General features: G+C 70.0%; 14 protein-coding genes. 11 read left to right on the forward strand and 3 right to left on the reverse strand.

All coding sequences use genetic code 11. The features are described from left to right. Positions 1–7 precede the first annotated feature (7 nt). Positions 8–616 carry a TetR/AcrR family transcriptional regulator gene (locus E3U25_RS13150; protein WP_116222713.1) on the reverse strand — a complete coding sequence of 203 codons (609 nt, stop codon included), beginning with the start codon at positions 614–616 and terminating at the stop codon, positions 8–10. A 768-nt stretch (positions 617–1,384) separates the two neighbouring features. Here E3U25_RS13150 and E3U25_RS13155 point away from each other — a divergent pair. The 7 genes from E3U25_RS13155 to E3U25_RS13185 all read left to right on the forward strand — a co-directional run bounded on the left by E3U25_RS13155 (position 1,385) and on the right by E3U25_RS13185 (position 8,326). Beyond that, on the forward strand, positions 1,385–1,633 hold the full coding sequence (locus E3U25_RS13155; protein ID WP_114537831.1) for a hypothetical protein: 249 nt from the start codon (positions 1,385–1,387) through the stop codon (positions 1,631–1,633). Positions 1,634–1,816: 183 nt separating this feature from the next. Beyond that, the gene (locus E3U25_RS13160) at positions 1,817–2,098 is read left to right on the forward strand and encodes a hypothetical protein (protein WP_139293995.1); all 282 of its coding nucleotides are present in this window, start codon (positions 1,817–1,819) and stop codon (positions 2,096–2,098) included. A 3-nt stretch (positions 2,099–2,101) separates the two neighbouring features. Beyond that, complete coding sequence (locus tag E3U25_RS13165; protein ID WP_116222715.1) at positions 2,102–3,514, forward strand: amidase; 1,413 nt, start codon at positions 2,102–2,104, stop codon at positions 3,512–3,514. 10 nt (positions 3,515–3,524) lie between these two features. Continuing rightward, positions 3,525–4,553, forward strand: a complete 1,029-nt coding sequence (locus tag E3U25_RS13170; RefSeq protein ID WP_116222716.1) for a type 2 periplasmic-binding domain-containing protein — start codon at positions 3,525–3,527, stop codon at positions 4,551–4,553. 180 nt (positions 4,554–4,733) lie between these two features. Then, complete coding sequence (locus tag E3U25_RS13175) at positions 4,734–5,219, forward strand: DUF411 domain-containing protein (protein ID WP_072462587.1); 486 nt, start codon at positions 4,734–4,736, stop codon at positions 5,217–5,219. A 552-nt stretch (positions 5,220–5,771) separates the two neighbouring features. Next, a complete protein-coding gene (gene copM / locus E3U25_RS13180) occupies positions 5,772–7,178 on the forward strand; it encodes a CopM family metallochaperone (RefSeq protein WP_244295297.1) in 1,407 nt (468 codons plus the stop codon). Positions 7,179–7,369: 191 nt separating this feature from the next. Beyond that, on the forward strand, positions 7,370–8,326 hold the full coding sequence (locus E3U25_RS13185) for an aldo/keto reductase (protein ID WP_116222860.1): 957 nt from the start codon (positions 7,370–7,372) through the stop codon (positions 8,324–8,326). A gap of 181 nt (positions 8,327–8,507) precedes the next feature. Here E3U25_RS13185 and E3U25_RS13190 read toward each other — a convergent pair whose 3' ends face one another. Together E3U25_RS13190 and E3U25_RS13195 are read right to left on the reverse strand one after the other, a co-directional pair. Next, positions 8,508–9,863: an ATP-binding protein gene (locus tag E3U25_RS13190; protein WP_116222719.1), complete on the reverse strand. Its 1,356-nt coding sequence runs from the start codon at positions 9,861–9,863 to the stop codon at positions 8,508–8,510. Next, positions 9,860–10,537 carry a winged helix-turn-helix domain-containing protein gene (locus E3U25_RS13195; RefSeq protein WP_116222720.1) on the reverse strand — a complete coding sequence of 226 codons (678 nt, stop codon included), beginning with the start codon at positions 10,535–10,537 and terminating at the stop codon, positions 9,860–9,862. Before E3U25_RS13195 ends, E3U25_RS13190 begins: the two co-directional genes overlap by 4 nt. Positions 10,538–10,623: 86 nt before the next feature. Here E3U25_RS13195 and dsbD point away from each other — a divergent pair, with 86 nt between their 5' ends. Genes dsbD through E3U25_RS13215 form a run of 4 tightly spaced genes read left to right on the forward strand, consistent with a single transcriptional unit; the run spans position 10,624 to position 14,610 of the window. After that, on the forward strand, positions 10,624–12,408 hold the full coding sequence (gene dsbD, locus E3U25_RS13200; protein ID WP_244295340.1) for a protein-disulfide reductase DsbD: 1,785 nt from the start codon (positions 10,624–10,626) through the stop codon (positions 12,406–12,408). Beyond that, positions 12,405–13,211 (forward strand): TlpA disulfide reductase family protein, encoded by an 807-nt coding sequence (locus E3U25_RS13205; protein WP_116222722.1) that lies wholly within the window; start codon positions 12,405–12,407, stop codon positions 13,209–13,211. Before dsbD ends, E3U25_RS13205 begins: the two co-directional genes overlap by 4 nt. Next, positions 13,208–13,954 (forward strand): L,D-transpeptidase, encoded by a 747-nt coding sequence (locus E3U25_RS13210; RefSeq protein ID WP_116222723.1) that lies wholly within the window; start codon positions 13,208–13,210, stop codon positions 13,952–13,954. The genes E3U25_RS13205 and E3U25_RS13210 overlap by 4 nt, the downstream gene beginning before the upstream one ends. Then, positions 13,951–14,610: a DsbA family protein gene (locus E3U25_RS13215; RefSeq protein WP_116222724.1), complete on the forward strand. Its 660-nt coding sequence runs from the start codon at positions 13,951–13,953 to the stop codon at positions 14,608–14,610. Before E3U25_RS13210 ends, E3U25_RS13215 begins: the two co-directional genes overlap by 4 nt. The last annotated feature ends 14 nt before the right edge of the window (positions 14,611–14,624 follow it).

The following is a 14,624-nucleotide window of genomic DNA, read 5'->3' on the forward strand; positions in this document are numbered from 1 at the left end:
TGTCGGGCTAGGCGGCCAGCCGCTGCAGAAGCAGCCGCAGGTTTTCGCGCATCTCGGCCAGATCCCCCGGACCCGGCTTTTCCCCCGGCAGCCGTTCCAGCATCGCCTTGTGCAGCGCGCCGCAGATGAACGAGCGGATCAGTTCCGCAAGCATCCCCGGATCGTCCCGCCCGGCCAGCAGGCCGTCCTGCTGCGCGCGGGCGATCAGCCGCTGCATCAGCGCGATCACCGCCTGCTCGAAGCGGGTGACGCGGGCGTTCTTTCGCAGCGCGCCCAGCGTCGGCGAATGCAGGGCCAAGAACACGCCGGGATGGTCGATGGCCCAGTCGATATAGGCGTCGGCCAGGGCCTTGAGCTGCGCCATCGGGTCGGCGCCGTCGATCACCGTCGTCGCCCGGATGCAGCGGTCGTGCAGGCGCAGCAGCGCGCTTTCGACCGCCATCTCCATCAGATGCGCCTCGTCGCGAAAGACGGAAGCCAGGGTTTCGGGCGGGATCTCGAGCGCCGCCGCCACCTCGTCAAGGCTGGGCGGGCGGCCGGTTTTGGTCAGCAGCTTGCGAAAGGCGCTGGTCGCATCGGTGCAGAGATTCCTGCTGCCGCGGTTTTGGTAGGTCATGGTCTACTCCAATAACAGCCAGTTCGCGAGAATCGGAAACCACGACACGGTGAAACGGAGCATAATGAATAGATCCATTATGCTCCCGTCTCCCGAAGCGTGTAGCTGGCTAAATGTATATCTTTCCGGTTGTATTGGGATCGGCGGGATTCGGCGCGATCCAAGGGCGCCATCCGCCCGTCATCGCAGGGGGGCGATTATCCGGCCCGTCCCAGATCGTTCATCGGGCCGCATTCCGGCGACCCGGTCCGGCCATTTGCCCAGGACGGGACCGCCATCCGCGGCAGCGCCGCCAGGGTAAGCCCGGCAATGCCGAAGCCGACGTAACACAAGAGTGCCGCAACCCACGCGCAGCCGAGTGCAAGAGTGATGACCGCCGACGTCATGCCTCCGATGACGCCGGCCAGGATGTATGCCAACATATGCTGAGAGTTTCCGCTAACAGTTCGGGGTGCCGAATACCATAAATGCCAGGTTCGATCCACCGAGTGGTTCAGGCGTGACGTCAAGTAAACATCGCCCTTGCGCATCCTGCGGCCCCCTGGATGCCCGCCCGGCTATCGCCTGGGTTGTGCCGGCATGAACATTTTCCCCCAACCTTGCGCGCGACTTGCCTTTTTCTCCAGGTTTCCCGGCATTCAACATGGTTGCCTTGGATGAATGGATTGGCAAACATGCAACTATAGATTGGTTCTCGCTTGGGGATTCTTTGCAAGCGGTTGACATTATTGGGAGGGTGACGATTTGCTTTACACTAATAACCCTGACATGATTGCCTTCACGCTCGGCCGGGTGATTCTGCGTCTTGCGCGGGCCGGAACGCCGATCGGCGCGGATACCATCACCCAGGCGCTGATCCGAATTGCCGGTGGCGATTCCACCGGCCGGGTTTCCCCCGAAATGGCGAAAAGCGCACTCGCGGCGCTGAGACGGCTCGACATCGAAGACCATATGACGCCCCCAGCCCTTGGCCGTGACCGCCGCCCGGCAGCGGCGCAGAACTGGCTGGCGTCGTAGAAGCCGGTTTCCCAGGGCGGGGCGGGGCGGCCGGGCTGTTGCCGAACCGGCCCGCGGCGCTGGTCGCAGCGCCATATCCAGGGGCGTCCCCAGGACGGGACTTTCGGCGCTGATCGGCTGGCGGCCCCGGATCCGGCGGGCGCAAGATCTTCATCATCTTCGCCGCCGTTTTGGTGCCGGTCCATGTCGACGCCCATGGCGGCATTGCGCGGCATCGACATCGGCCATGTCGAGCTGGCCCGCACCCATGCGGCCAAGCCGAATTCTGTCCTGCAAAATCGCGGCTTTCGGAAAAGGAAATTGAAGAGACCGGGGCCGGGCAATAGCCTGACCGCCGTAGATGATGCCTGGGATGGCGCAAGGGCGCCGAAAGAAGTCAGGACATCGCGGAGGAACCGGCCACCCCTCTGCGATCTCGTCGATCCTGCAATGCGTTTGCATCGCTTAGCCACAGCGGAGGAGTGATTCATGCTTCCATTCTGGATGATGGATGCGGCTGAACTGTCCGACCGGATACGCCGGCGCGAAATCTCTTGCGCCGAGGCCGTCGATTCGGTCCTGGACCGGGTGCAAGAGGTGAACGCGGCCCATAACGCCCTGACCTCGGTCGAGGCCGACGAGGCCCGCGCCATGGCCCGCGACGCCGACCGGCGGCTGGCCCAGGATGGGCCGGCGGGGCCGTTGCACGGGGTTCCCTTTACCGTCAAGCTGGATACCGACGTGGCCGGCAAGATCACCGATTTCGGCTCGGCGGCGATGCGCGACAACCTGGCGGCCGAGGATGCCCCGGCTGTCGGCCACCTGCGCCGCGCCGGTGCGATCTATATCGGGAAAAGCAATGCGCCGTGCTTCTCGATGCGCGGCTTCACCGATAACGAGCTTTACGGCCGGACGCTGAATCCCTTCGACGCGACCGCCTCGGCGGGCGGCTCCAGCGGCGGGGCGGCCGCGGCTGCGGCGCTGGGGCTGGGGCCGATCCATGTCGCCAGCGACCGGGGCGGTTCCATCCGGCTGCCGTCCTGGTCCTGCGGCGTCGTGGGCCTGCGGCCGACGGCCGGGCGGGTCGCGGTCCGCAACGCCAGCGAAAGGGCCGAGCGGAACCTGACCAACCAGCTGACCTCGGTCTGGGGGCCGATCACGCGCACGGTGCGCGATGCGCAACTGGCGCTGGCGGTCTTCGGCCAGCCCGATCCGCGCGATCCGCAATGGGTTCCGGCGCCCCTGGAGCAGGCGATCCCCGCGCCCCTGCGGGTGTCGCTGTTCCGCCGCTGGGGGGACCGCGGCGCCGACCCGGCGGTGGCGGCGGCGCTGGACCAGGCGGCGGCGGCGTTGAGCGAGGCGGGCTGCATCGTCGAAGAGGGGATGCCGCCGCATTTCGACGAGCTGGAAGAGATGCGCAACCGCATGGCCGTCGACGACAGCCGGCGGGCGCAGGCCGGCATCGACAAGACCGGGGACCGCATGGCCCGCAAGGTGTTCGACAACATCCTGCAGATGTCGGCGCCGCGCGACACCGACGAGGCGCTTGCCGCCTACCAGCGCAAGCTTGCCATCGCGCGCGCCTGGTCGCTGCATCTTGCCGATCATGACCTGATGCTGACCCCCGTCTCGTGGCGCCACCGCATTCCGCTGGACGAGGACCAGCACACGCCCGAGCGCTATCGCGAAATGATCCGCGACCTGTCCTGCCTGACCACGGTGGCCACGCTCGGCCTGCCGGGCCTGGCGGTGCCGACCGGCCTGGCGGATGGCATTCCGGTCGGCGTCCAGCTGGTCGCGCGGTGGTTCCGCGAGGACGTCCTGCTGGCTGCGGGCAAGATCATCGAGCGCGCAAGCGGCTTTTCCGTGCTGCGCTCGCTTGACCACAAGACCAGCTCATAGGGAGGAATGAATGAGATCGGTTGTTTTCCCCGCCTTTCGCGTCGCGGCGATGGCCCTTGCCCTGGGCGGCACCCCCGCCGTGGCGCAAGAGACGATCACGCTGAAAGTGGCGCATCCCTTGCCCGAGACCCATTATTCCTGGGAACTGGGCATCAAGAAGATGCTCGATTCCATCACCGAGGCGACCGACGGGCGCGTGCAGTTCGAGGTCTATCCCGCCAACCAGCTGGGCCGGGATGCCTATGGGCTGCTGCGCTCGGGGATCGCCGACATGGCGATGATCGTGCCGCTTTACGCGCCCGACAAGTTCCCGCTGACCGGCGTGACCGAGTTCTCCAGCTTCTACGACACCACCTGCGAGGCGGCCGAGAAATATTGGGAACTGGCAAGGCCCGGCGGCGCCCTGGATGCGGCCGAATATGGCGCGCAGGGCCTGCGGGTGGTGTTTGCGATGACCACGGCGCCGCAGCGCTACATGACGTCATCGAAGCCGGTCGCCTCGCTTGGCGACGCGGGCGGGCTCAAGATCTATGCCGCGGGCTCCGCCCTGCCCAGGGCGCTGCGGGCCGTGGGCAGCATCCCGATCAGCATCACCGCGTCGGAGCTTTACGATTCCGTGTCGCGCGGAACCGTCGACGGGGCGCTTTTCCCCTATTCCAGCACCAACGCCTACAAGCTTGGCGGCAAGCTGAGGCATGAGGTCGGCGGGGTGAAGTTCGGCGTCTCCAGCTGGTTCGTCGGGATGAGCGAAAGCCGGTTTGCGGCCTTGCCCGAGGACGTGCAGCAGGCGATCACCGCGGCCGGCCTTCCCGTGCAGCAGAGCTTTTGCGCCTGGACGGACGAGGATGACGAGAACATCCGCCAAAGCCTGATCGCCAGCGGCGAGCTGACCGTGTCGGAACTGCCCGAGGCCGAGGTCCAGCTATGGCGCGAGCGGCTGCTGAAGGCGGCGCAGGAATGGGCGGCCGAGATGGATGCCGCCGGCAAGAACGGCACCGAACTGCTGGAAGCGATGGCCCAGGCCGGCGCAGGCGAATGACGGCGGCGGCCGCGCGCCCCTCCGGCCGCGCCGGCCCCAGGCCCTGGGGATCGGGCGGAGCCGCCGGCCCCAGGGCGCTCGCGACACCATGCCGCGGAATGCGGGCGCCCGTTCACCTTATCGTGGCTGGCGTCCCGCGCGGCATGGCGGAAGAATGCCATCCGCAAGCGAGGTTTGACGATGCGAAATCACACCCTGAGCCGGCGCGCCGTCCTGATGGCCGCGGCCGTCCTTCCCCTGGCGTTCGCCCTGCCTGGCCGGCTGCGGGCCGAAACGCTGCCGCTGGTGACAGTGACCAAGGATCCCGGTTGCGGCTGCTGCGGCGGCTGGATCGACCACATGCGCGCCGCCGGCTTTCCGGTCCGCGCGGTGAACTCGGACGAGGTCTTCGCCCTCAAGGAACGGCTGGGCGTGCCGCCCGACCTGGCCTCTTGCCACACGGCCGAGGTCGCGGGCTATGTGATCGAGGGCCATGTCCCGGCAACGGCCATCCGCCGCCTTCTGGCCGAGCGGCCGCAGGCCATCGGCCTTGCCGCGCCGGGAATGCCCGCCGGCTCGCCCGGCATGGACCTGCCCGGCACCGAGCCCGAATCCTACGACGTGCTGCTGTTCGACGCCTCGGGCCGCAAGACCTATGCCCGCTTCCACGGCGCCAAGGAGATCTGATCGAAGGCCGCCATGATCGCCCGCCCCGTGACCAGACCGCCCCGATCCTGTTCCGGCCCGCGCCTGCGGGCGGCGTTCCGGTTGCGCCTTCTGTCGGTCGCGCTGCTGCTGCTGGCCTTGGGCGGCGTCCTTTTGCTGCCGGTGGCGCATGCCGGTCCGCACGGGTATTCCCTGCATCATGACGTCGCCGCCGCGGCAATGGCGCAGCCTTGCCCGCATGCCCATGGACCGGGCGACGGGGCTGCCGCCGATCATTGCGATCCCGACCCGGCCGGACCGGGCCTGTTCGATTGCTGCCAGGCCTGCTTGGCCGCTGCCATCCTTCCCGAAACCCAGGCCCTGCCGCCCTCGCCGGAAAACGGCAACCTTGGCGTCAGAGGGCCGGATCGCCAGGGGCGCATCCCCGCGGGCATCCTGAGGCCGCCACGTCCGATTGCGACTGCCTGAATCGCGCATGGCAGAGGGCGTCCCCCCTCTGCCGGTCCAATCGACGAAGGCGGAATCCCGCGCCCCAAGGCGGCGCCGGTTCCGCGCTGCCAAAGGATGACAACAATGAGACAAGCCGCAATCGCCCTTTCCGTCGGGCTGCTGGCCGGGCTGCCCGGCCTTGCCCTGGCGCAAGCCGGGCATGACGCCCACCACTCCGGGAACCCCCCGGCGCAAATCGGGCAGGCGCCCCAGACCGCGGTGTCGCCCGCCGCCGCCGACCTTCCCGATTTCACCAAGGCCAATGTCGCGGCGATGAACGACATGCATGGGCCGATGATGGAGGGGATCATGGCCGATGACCCCGACCTGGCCTTTGTCCAGGGCATGATCCCGCACCATCAGGGTGCGATCGACATGGCCCGGATCGTCCGGCAATACGGGGACGATCCGCAGACGCAGGCATGGGCCGCCCAGATCATCGAGGCGCAGGAACGCGAGATTGCCGAGATGCAAGCCTGGCTGGAGGCCAGGGCAGGCGGGGAAGCGGCCGCCGCCGCGCCTCTGGGGGGCGCCGTCTATTCCGCCAACGAAGGCGGCAATTCCATCAGCGCCGTCGACCTGGGCACCGGGGCGGCCGCCACGGTCTCGCTTCCCATCGCCCCGCATAACGTCGATCTGACGCCGGACGGCGGGCTGCTGCTGGCAGTCGGCGATCCCGCGGCCCAGGGCGACCACGGATCGCAGGGCCACGGGCATGGCGCGGGCGTTGGCGCAGACGCAGGCGAAGGGCTGCTGGTCATGATTGATCCGCAAGACCTTGCGGCGCCGGTGGCGGCGGTCGCGGTGGGGCCGCATCCGGCCCATGTGGTCGCCGACCGGCTGGGGCGCGCCTATGTGTCCCTGGCCGGCGGCGACGCGATCGCCGTGGTCGATCTGGCGCGGGCCGAGGTGGTCGCGCGCATCGCGACGGGCGGCTATCCGCACGGCCTGCGGCTCAGCCCGGACGAGGCGCAGCTCTACGTCGCCAATGTCCGGGACGGGTCGGTGTCCGTGATCGATACGGCCGGGCTGGCCGAACTCGCCCGCATTCCGGTCGGCGCCGGGCCGGTTCAGGTCGGCTTCACGCCTTCGGGCGACCAGGTCTATGTCTCGCTTCGCGACGAGAACCGGGTGGCGGTCATCGACACCCGGTCCCGCCAGGTCACCGGCAAGGTGGATGTGGGGCCGGGTCCGATCCAGGTCCTGGCGACCGCGGACGGCCGCTGGGTCTACGTGGCCAACCAGGGCAGCGAGGCAGAGCCGAACGACACCGTCTCGATGATCGACACGGCGACCGGCCGGGTGGTGCGGACCGTCACCGCCGGCAAGGGCGCCCATGGCGTGTCGGCCTCGGCCGATGGGGCGCATGTCTTCGTGACCAACACCGCCGAGGACAGCATCTCGGTGATCGAGGCGGCAAGCGGCACGGTCATTCGGACGATCCCGGTCGGTGATCGGCCCAACGGCATCGTCCACGGGCGGTCGCACTGACGGGGACTTGGGATGGCGCCGGCGTGATCCGGCGCCATCGCGACCCATGGGCCGGCTGTCGCCGTTGCCCAGGGGCGACTAGCCCCTTGCGAAGGCCTGCATGAAAGCTGCCGGCCTTCCTGCCGCGCTTGCCGCCGGCACGCGGACGTGGTGGAACTGGCCTTCGGAACCAACATCGGATGGAGGCCCCCATGGAACGTCGCGATCTGGGCAGGAGCGGGCTGAGGATCATGCCGCTGGTCTTCGGCGGCAATGTCTTCGGCTGGACCATCGACGAGGCGCAGAGCTTCGCCGTGCTGGACGCTTTCGTCGATCACGGCTTCGATGCCATCGACACGGCGGATTGCTATTCCGCCTGGGCGCCCGGCAACAGGGGCGGCGAATCCGAGACGATCATCGGCAACTGGCTGAAGGCCCGCCCCGGCATGCGCGACCGGGTGACGATCTTCACCAAGGTCGGCTCGATCACCGGCGCCCCGCACGAGGGCGGCTTGACCGAGGCGCATATCCTGCCCGCCTGCGACGCCTCGCTGCAGCGGCTGGGGATCGAGGCCATCGACCTTTACTTCGCGCATTGGCCCGACCCGCTCGGCACCAGCTATCAGGAAACGCTGGGGGCCTTCGACAAGCTGCGGCAGGCCGGCAAGATCCGCGCCATCGGCGTGTCCAATGTCGATGCGGCGCAGCTTGGGGAGTCGCTCAGGGCCGCGCGGGATGCCGGCCTGCCGGGCTACCAGGTGCTGCAGCCCGGATACAATCTCTATGACCGCGACGGGTTCGAGGGGCGGCTGCGCGATCTCTGCCTGGCCGAGGGGATCGGCGTCGTGACCTATTACAGCCTCGCCGCCGGGTTCCTGTCGGGGAAATACCGCTCGGCGGCCGACCTGGGCCGATCCGCCCGCGGCGGCGGGGTCGGGAAATACCTGACGCCCAGGGGCATGGCGATCCTTGCCGCGCTGGACGAGGTCGCCGGCGCCCATGGTGCGAAGCCCGCCGAGGTGGCGCTGGCCTGGCTGATGGCGCAGCCCGGCGTGACCGCGCCGATCGCCAGCGCGACGACGGTGGCGCAGGTCGAAAGCTTCGCCAAGGCCGCGGCGCTGACGCTGGGCGCGGATGAGATCGAGAAGCTGACGCGGGCAGGGGCGTGACTTCGCCGCGAGGGCCGGGCCTTCGACCTTCGCGATGGTGATGCGCCGCGGATGGCCCCGCCGGACGGCCGGCGGGACCAGGAACCGCCCCGCGACGGCCCGCTTGCCGGTCAACCGCGGCTTTCGGAGCTTTCGCGCAGCGCCTCAAGCAGGGGATGTCGCTCTGGAGGGCGTGGGAGGCTCAAGCAGGCGCGGCGGGCAGGATGATTTCGGCCTGCTCGCCGCCGCCCTTGCGCGGCGACAGGCGCAGCTCGCCCCCCAACGCCTCGACAGCCGCCGCGACGATGGCGAGGCCCAGCCCGCTGCCGCCGCCCGAAGGGCTGGCCGCGCCGCGGTAGAAGCGCTCGGTGATATGGGGGCGGTCGGCCTCGGCGATGCCGGGGCCGCGGTCCAGCACGCTGAAGCGGATCCTCTCGCCCTCGCGCGTCAGCCGCGCCTCGACGCTCGCCCCCTTGGGCGAGGCGAGGATCGCATTCTCCAGCAGGTTGCGCAGCGCCGGCGCCAGCAGCGCCGCCTGCGTGCTGCGCCAGGCGGTGCCGGTTTCCAGCCGCAGCGCGACGCCGCGGGCCTGCGCCAGCCCGGCCAGTTCGCCGGCCACATCGGCAAGGATCCTTGCGCCGTCCTCGGCCGGAGCCGTGCCGTCGACGGCATTCTCGGCCGCGGTCATGTCCAGAAGCTGGCGCACCATGCGGTCGGTGCGGTCGACGCCTTGCGCGATCTGCGCCAGCGCCCGGTCGCGCGTCGCGGCATCGGGGGCCAGCGTCGCGACCTGCGCCTGGGTCTTCAGCCCGGCCAGTGGCGTCTTCAGCTCATGCGCGGCAAAGGCGGTAAAGCTGCGCTCGCGCTCGCGCAGCCCCTCGACCCGGTGGAAGAGGCCGTTCAGCGCCTCGATCATCGGGCGCAGTTCGGCGGGCGCGCGGGTCTCTCCCAGCGGGCTCAGGTCGGTCGCGGGGCGGCGCGACAGCGCCTGCGCCAGCCGGTCCAGCGGCGCAAGCCCGCTGCGCACCGCCAGCCAGATCAGCGCCGCCAGCAGCGGCAGGACCAGCATGGCCGGGGCCAGAAGCCCCATCGCCACGCCATGCACCAGCCGGTCGCGCATGGACCGCGCATCGCCGACCATGACGCGGATGCCCAGATCCCGGTCGACATGGGTATAGACGCGCCAGACCTCGCCATCGACCGCGCGCTCGCTGAAGCCTTCCTGCCGGGCCAGCCGCCCCGCGGGCGCGCCGTCGGATTGGCTTTTCAGCTGGCCGTCGAAGCCCCAGACCTGGCAGATCAGCTGGCGGGCGAAACCGCGCCCGGTCTCGGCCAGGGCCGGGGCGGCCTCGGCCAGCGCCGCCGCCTCCGGCCCGGCGATGCCGCCGCCCCGGCGGATCAGCGAGGCGACCATCTGCGCCGATTCCTGCAGGCGCCGGTCCAGCACATGGCCGACCTCGGTGCGGGTCGAATGCTGGATCCAGATGACGGCCGACAGCCAGATCGCGCCGGTCGCCAGCAGCAGGATGGTCAGCAGCCGCCTGCGGATCGAGATCATGTCCGCTGCCCTTTCCCTGCCGCCGCCAGCCGGTATCCCGCGCCGCGGACGGTTTCGATGAACGCCCGGCCCAGCTTGGCGCGCAGGTGGTGGACATGGACCTCGACCGTGTTGCTTTCGACATCCTCCTGCCAGCCGTAAAGCCGCTCTTCCAGCTGGGTCTTGGACAGGATGCGGCCCGGATGCTCGGCCAGGGCGTGCAGGATGGTGAATTCTCGGCGCGAAAAGCGCAGCTCGCGCCCGCCGATCCGCCCGGCCTGTGTGGCGGGGTCGAGGCTGAGCCCGTTCCACTCGATCACCGCCGCCGCGCGGCCTTCCTGCCGGCGCAGCATGGCGCGCAGCCGGGCGGCGAGTTCATCGAGGTCGAAGGGCTTGCCCAGGTAGTCGTCCGCCCCCGCGTCCAGCCCCAGGACCCGGTCGCGCACCCGGTCGCGGGCGGTCAGCAGCAGCACCGGCAGCCGTTCGCCCGCCCGTCGCAATTCGGCCAGCAGCTCCAGCCCCGAGCCGTCGGGCAGCATGATGTCCAGGACCACGCCCGCGAAACCGCCGCCCGCCAGCGCCGCGCGGGCATCGGCAAGGGTGCCGACCGCATCGGCATTGAAGCCCGAAAGCCCCAGCCCGACGGTAAGCCCATCGGATAGGACCGGGTCGTCCTCGACGATCAGCAGGCGCATGGCGTTCTCCCTTGGCTTGACGATCACGCTTTCGTCGGCGGAGCTTAAGCTGGGCTTAAGGTCGCGTCCCTAGCCAGCCCGGCATGATGACGAGATTGTTTGCTTTCCTGATGGCCGCGCTGCCGCTGCTGCTCGCCGGTTTTCCGGCGGCGGCGCAGGCCCGGCCCCTGCAACCCCAGGACGCCTTTGCGCTGAGCGTCAGCCCGGCCGAGGATGGCGCGCTGGTGCTGAACTGGCGCATCGCCGAGGGCTATTACCTCTATCGCAGCGGCTTCGCGGCAGAGGCGGGAGATCGCAGCCTGCCGCTGTCCCTGCCCGAGGGCGAGAGCCATGACGATCCCTATTTCGGCGCGGGCCAGATCTATCGCGGTGCGGTCGAGGCGCGGCTGGAACGCGCGGGCCAGCCCGTCACCCTGCGCTGGCAGGGTTGCCAGCAGGACGGCATCTGCTATGCGCCGCAAAGCGTGCGGCTGGATGCGGAGGGCAGGGTGCTGGCGGATAAGGGTGCCGGCGGCTCGGGCTGGAGCCCGCGGCCCGCGGATGGCGTGGCGGTTTCTGATGGCGGGCTGACCCTGGCGCAGGATCAGGGGCTGGTGCAGGGCCTGGCCGCGCGCGGCGGCGGGGCGCTGGTGATCGCCGGTTTCCTGGGCTTCGGCCTGCTGCTGGCCTTTACCCCCTGCGTCTTTCCCATGTTCCCCATCGTTGCCGGCATGCTGGCCGGGCAAGGAGAGAGCCTGACGGCCCGCCGCGGGCTCATGCTGGCCGGGGCCTATGTGCTGGCGATGGCGGCGGCCTTCGGCAGCTTGGGCGTTGCCGCGGCATGGTCGGGGGCGAACCTTCAGGCGGTGCTGCAATCGCCCGCCGCCACCGCGGTCGTCGCGGCGCTTTTCGTGGCGCTGGCCCTGTCGATGTTCGGGTTTTACGACCTGCAGCTGCCGCAGGCGCTGCAAGCCCGCCTGGGCCGTATCGGCGGCCGCCGCGGCTCGGTCGGCGGGGCGATGCTGCTGGGGTTCACCTCGGCGCTGATCGTCGGGCCCTGCGTGACCGCGCCGCTGGCCGGGGCGCTGCTTTATATCGCGCAGACCGGCGAGGTGATGCTGGGCGCGGCGGCGCTGTTCGCGCTGGGGCTGGGGCAGGGGTTGCCGCTGCTGGCCATCGGGATTTTCGGCCCGCGCATCCTGCCCGGCAGCGGCGGCTGGATGGAGGGTGCCAAGCGCGCCTTCGGGGTGATCTTCCTGGGCTTCGCGATCTGGCTGGCGGGGCGGGAGCTGCCGGGGCCGGTCACGCTGGCGCTCTGGGCGGTCTTGCTCGTGGGTACGGCGGTCTTCCTCGGCGCACTGGACCGGTTGGAGGGTGACGCGCGCCGCAACCGCCGCCTTGGCGCGGCGCTCGGCATCCTGCTGCTGTTCGCCGGTCTGGTGCAGGGCCTCGGCGCGGCGCTTGGCGGGCAGGATCCGCTGCGCCCGCTGGCGCCGCTGGTGGGCGGTGCTGCCCCCATACAGACGCAGGCCGAGGCGCAATTCGCCGAGGTCACGACGCGGGCCGGGCTGGATCAGGCGCTGACCTCAGCGGGCGACAGGCCGGCGCTGCTTTACGTCACCGCCGACTGGTGCGTGACCTGTCGCGCCATCGAGCGCGGTCCGCTGGCCGATCCGGCGGTTCATGCCGCGCTGGCCGGTCTGGCGGCGATCAAGCTGGATGTCAGCACCTTCGACGCCGAGGCGCAGGCGCTGATGCGGGATCTGGCCGCCGCCGGGCCGCCGACCATGGTCTTTCTCGACGCCAGCCGCGCCGAGGCCGCGGGCAGCCGCCTGGTCGGCGCAATGGACAGCGGCGCGCTGCTGGCCTCGATCGGGAAGGTGGCCCGATGAACGCGATCTCGATCGGCCCGCTGGTCTTCGACGGCGCGCGTTTCGCCGCAGTCGTGGCGTTGCTGCTGTTCTTCGCGGTAATCGAGATCGCGGCGCGGCTGCAAAAAGGCGACGCGGGCCGATGGGCCGGCATCGCCGTGCTGGCCTGGATCGTCGGTGCGCGCGTGGGCTTCGTCATCGCCAACTGGCCTGCATTCGCCGCGCATCCGCTGGACGCGCTCAAGCTCTGGCAAGGCGGTTTCCTGCCCGCTGCCGGCTGGGCCGGGGGCATCGCCGTCCTGTCGCTGGCGCTGCTGCGCCGGGTGCGGGGCGCAGCCCTGCCGCTGGTCCTGGGTGGCGCGGCGGCGCTGGCCGGGCATCAGGCCGTCATCGCCGCGTTGCCGCGCCCTTCCGTCACCATCCCCGACATGCAGCTGATCGCGCTGGACGGGCGCGGCGTGCACCTGGGCGGACGCGACTGGCCGGTGGTTCTGAACCTCTGGGCGACCTGGTGCCCGCCCTGCCGGCGCGAGATGCCGATGATGACCGACCTGGCTGCGAATATGCCCGGCGTCGAGTTCGTCTTTGCCAACCAGGGCGAGGAAGCGGCCCGGATCATGGCGTTCCTGCGAGACGAGAACCTGCCCCGCGAAGGCATGATCCGCGATCCGCATGGCCGGCTGATGGGGGTGCTGGGCGCGGTCGGCCTGCCCTCGACGCTGGTCTTCGACGCCAAGGGACGGCTGGTCGCGGCGCAGACGGGCGAGATCTCGCGCGCCGCCCTCGCCCGGATGATCGCGCAGGCGACAGGAGATTCGCGATGAGAGGACATGCCGCATGGGCGGGCGCGATGCTTCTGGCCCTGGCCGCCTGCGCCTCGACCGAGCCGCCCGCCGAACCGACGCCTGCCATCCGCCCCGAACTGGCGGCCATGTATGGCGCGATGGAGGATAACGGCCACCACATCCCCGCCGTCTCGCCGCGACTGCTGGCCGAGGACAAGGCGCGGCAGGTCGTGGACTACTGGACCGACGAAAAGCCCGGCACGATCATCGTCGATCCCCATGCCCGCTATCTCTACCAGGTCCGGCCCGGCAACCAGGCGATGCGCTATGCCGTCGCCGTGGGCGCGGCCGGCTATGGCTTCACCGGCGAGGCGCATATCCCCTATCAGCGCGATTGGCCAAGCTGGAAGCCCACCGACAACATGGTCGCGACCCAGCCCGAGCTTTACGGCCCGGTGGAAAAGGGGCTGGAAGGCGGCATCGACAACCCGATGGGCGCCCGCGCGCTCTATCTGCACAACGGCCGGGGCGATACCTATTACCGCATCCACGGCACCATGGACCCGGCCTCGATCGGGCAGGCGACCTCGGCGGGCTGCATCCGGCTGTTCAACCAGGACATCATCCACCTGGCCGGACAGACCGGCAGCATGACCAAGGTCGTCGTGCTGAGCGAGGCGGAATCCGGCAAGGGCACGGTGCCGCCGGGCCAGCCCTTGCCGCAACCCGCGCCCGCGGATGCGCTGGCTGCCGGCCCCGTTCAGACAGGAGGAACGACATGAGCATCACCCGACGTCACGTCCTGGCCGGAACAGCCGGCCTTGGCCTGGCGGGCCTTGCCGGAGGAGCCGTCCTGCTGACCCGGAGCAGGGGAGGCGGGAACGGCGCCAGCGGCACCGCCGCGGCCGAGATGACCGCCGACGACGTGCTGCACGACCCCGACAACCCGGTCCTGGGCAACCCCGCGGGCACGCTGACCATCGTCGAATATTTCGACTACCAATGCCCCTATTGCAAGATGGGCCATTCGATGCTGACCCGCGTGGTCGGCGAGGACGGCGACATCCGGCTGATGATGAAGGACTGGCCGATCTTCGGCGCGCCCTCGGTCCTGGCCAGCCAGCTGGTCCTCGGGGCAGCGTCGATGGGCGATTACGCGCAGGCCCACAAGGCGCTGATGGCGACCGAAGCCAGGCTCTCCGAGGATCGGATCCGGCAGGTGCTGGGCGACGGCGGCATCGACACCGGCGCGGCGCTGGCCGCCTATCGCGCCGAGCGCGACAAATGGGACGGGCTGCTGGCGCGCAACTCGGCGCAGGCGGCGGCGCTGGGGCTGCGCGGCACGCCGGCCTTCATCATCGGAGAGAGAATTTATCCCGGCGCGCTGGACGAGGCCCGCCTGCGCGGGGCCATCGCCGAGGCGCGGCGGACGTCCTGAGCAGGATGGTCTAC

The sequence above is a fragment of the Paracoccus versutus genome (assembly GCF_029909795.1).
Lineage (GTDB): Bacteria > Pseudomonadota > Alphaproteobacteria > Rhodobacterales > Rhodobacteraceae > Paracoccus > Paracoccus versutus.

Bases quoted from the DNA above. Each gene is read 5' to 3' on its own strand.
- E3U25_RS13150 (WP_116222713.1), bottom strand. From the start codon at position 616: ATGACCTACCAAAACCGCGGCAGCAGGAATCTCTGCACCGATGCGACC.
- E3U25_RS13155 (WP_114537831.1), top strand. From the start codon at position 1,385: ATGATTGCCTTCACGCTCGGCCGGGTGATTCTGCGTCTTGCGCGGGCC.
- E3U25_RS13160 (WP_139293995.1), top strand. From the start codon at position 1,817: ATGTCGACGCCCATGGCGGCATTGCGCGGCATCGACATCGGCCATGTC.
- E3U25_RS13165 (WP_116222715.1), top strand. From the start codon at position 2,102: ATGCTTCCATTCTGGATGATGGATGCGGCTGAACTGTCCGACCGGATA.
- E3U25_RS13170 (WP_116222716.1), top strand. From the start codon at position 3,525: ATGAGATCGGTTGTTTTCCCCGCCTTTCGCGTCGCGGCGATGGCCCTT.
- E3U25_RS13175 (WP_072462587.1), top strand. From the start codon at position 4,734: ATGCGAAATCACACCCTGAGCCGGCGCGCCGTCCTGATGGCCGCGGCC.
- copM (WP_244295297.1), top strand. From the start codon at position 5,772: ATGAGACAAGCCGCAATCGCCCTTTCCGTCGGGCTGCTGGCCGGGCTG.
- E3U25_RS13185 (WP_116222860.1), top strand. From the start codon at position 7,370: ATGGAACGTCGCGATCTGGGCAGGAGCGGGCTGAGGATCATGCCGCTG.
- E3U25_RS13190 (WP_116222719.1), bottom strand. From the start codon at position 9,863: ATGATCTCGATCCGCAGGCGGCTGCTGACCATCCTGCTGCTGGCGACC.
- E3U25_RS13195 (WP_116222720.1), bottom strand. From the start codon at position 10,537: ATGCGCCTGCTGATCGTCGAGGACGACCCGGTCCTATCCGATGGGCTT.
- dsbD (WP_244295340.1), top strand. From the start codon at position 10,624: ATGACGAGATTGTTTGCTTTCCTGATGGCCGCGCTGCCGCTGCTGCTC.
- E3U25_RS13205 (WP_116222722.1), top strand. From the start codon at position 12,405: ATGAACGCGATCTCGATCGGCCCGCTGGTCTTCGACGGCGCGCGTTTC.
- E3U25_RS13210 (WP_116222723.1), top strand. From the start codon at position 13,208: ATGAGAGGACATGCCGCATGGGCGGGCGCGATGCTTCTGGCCCTGGCC.
- E3U25_RS13215 (WP_116222724.1), top strand. From the start codon at position 13,951: ATGAGCATCACCCGACGTCACGTCCTGGCCGGAACAGCCGGCCTTGGC.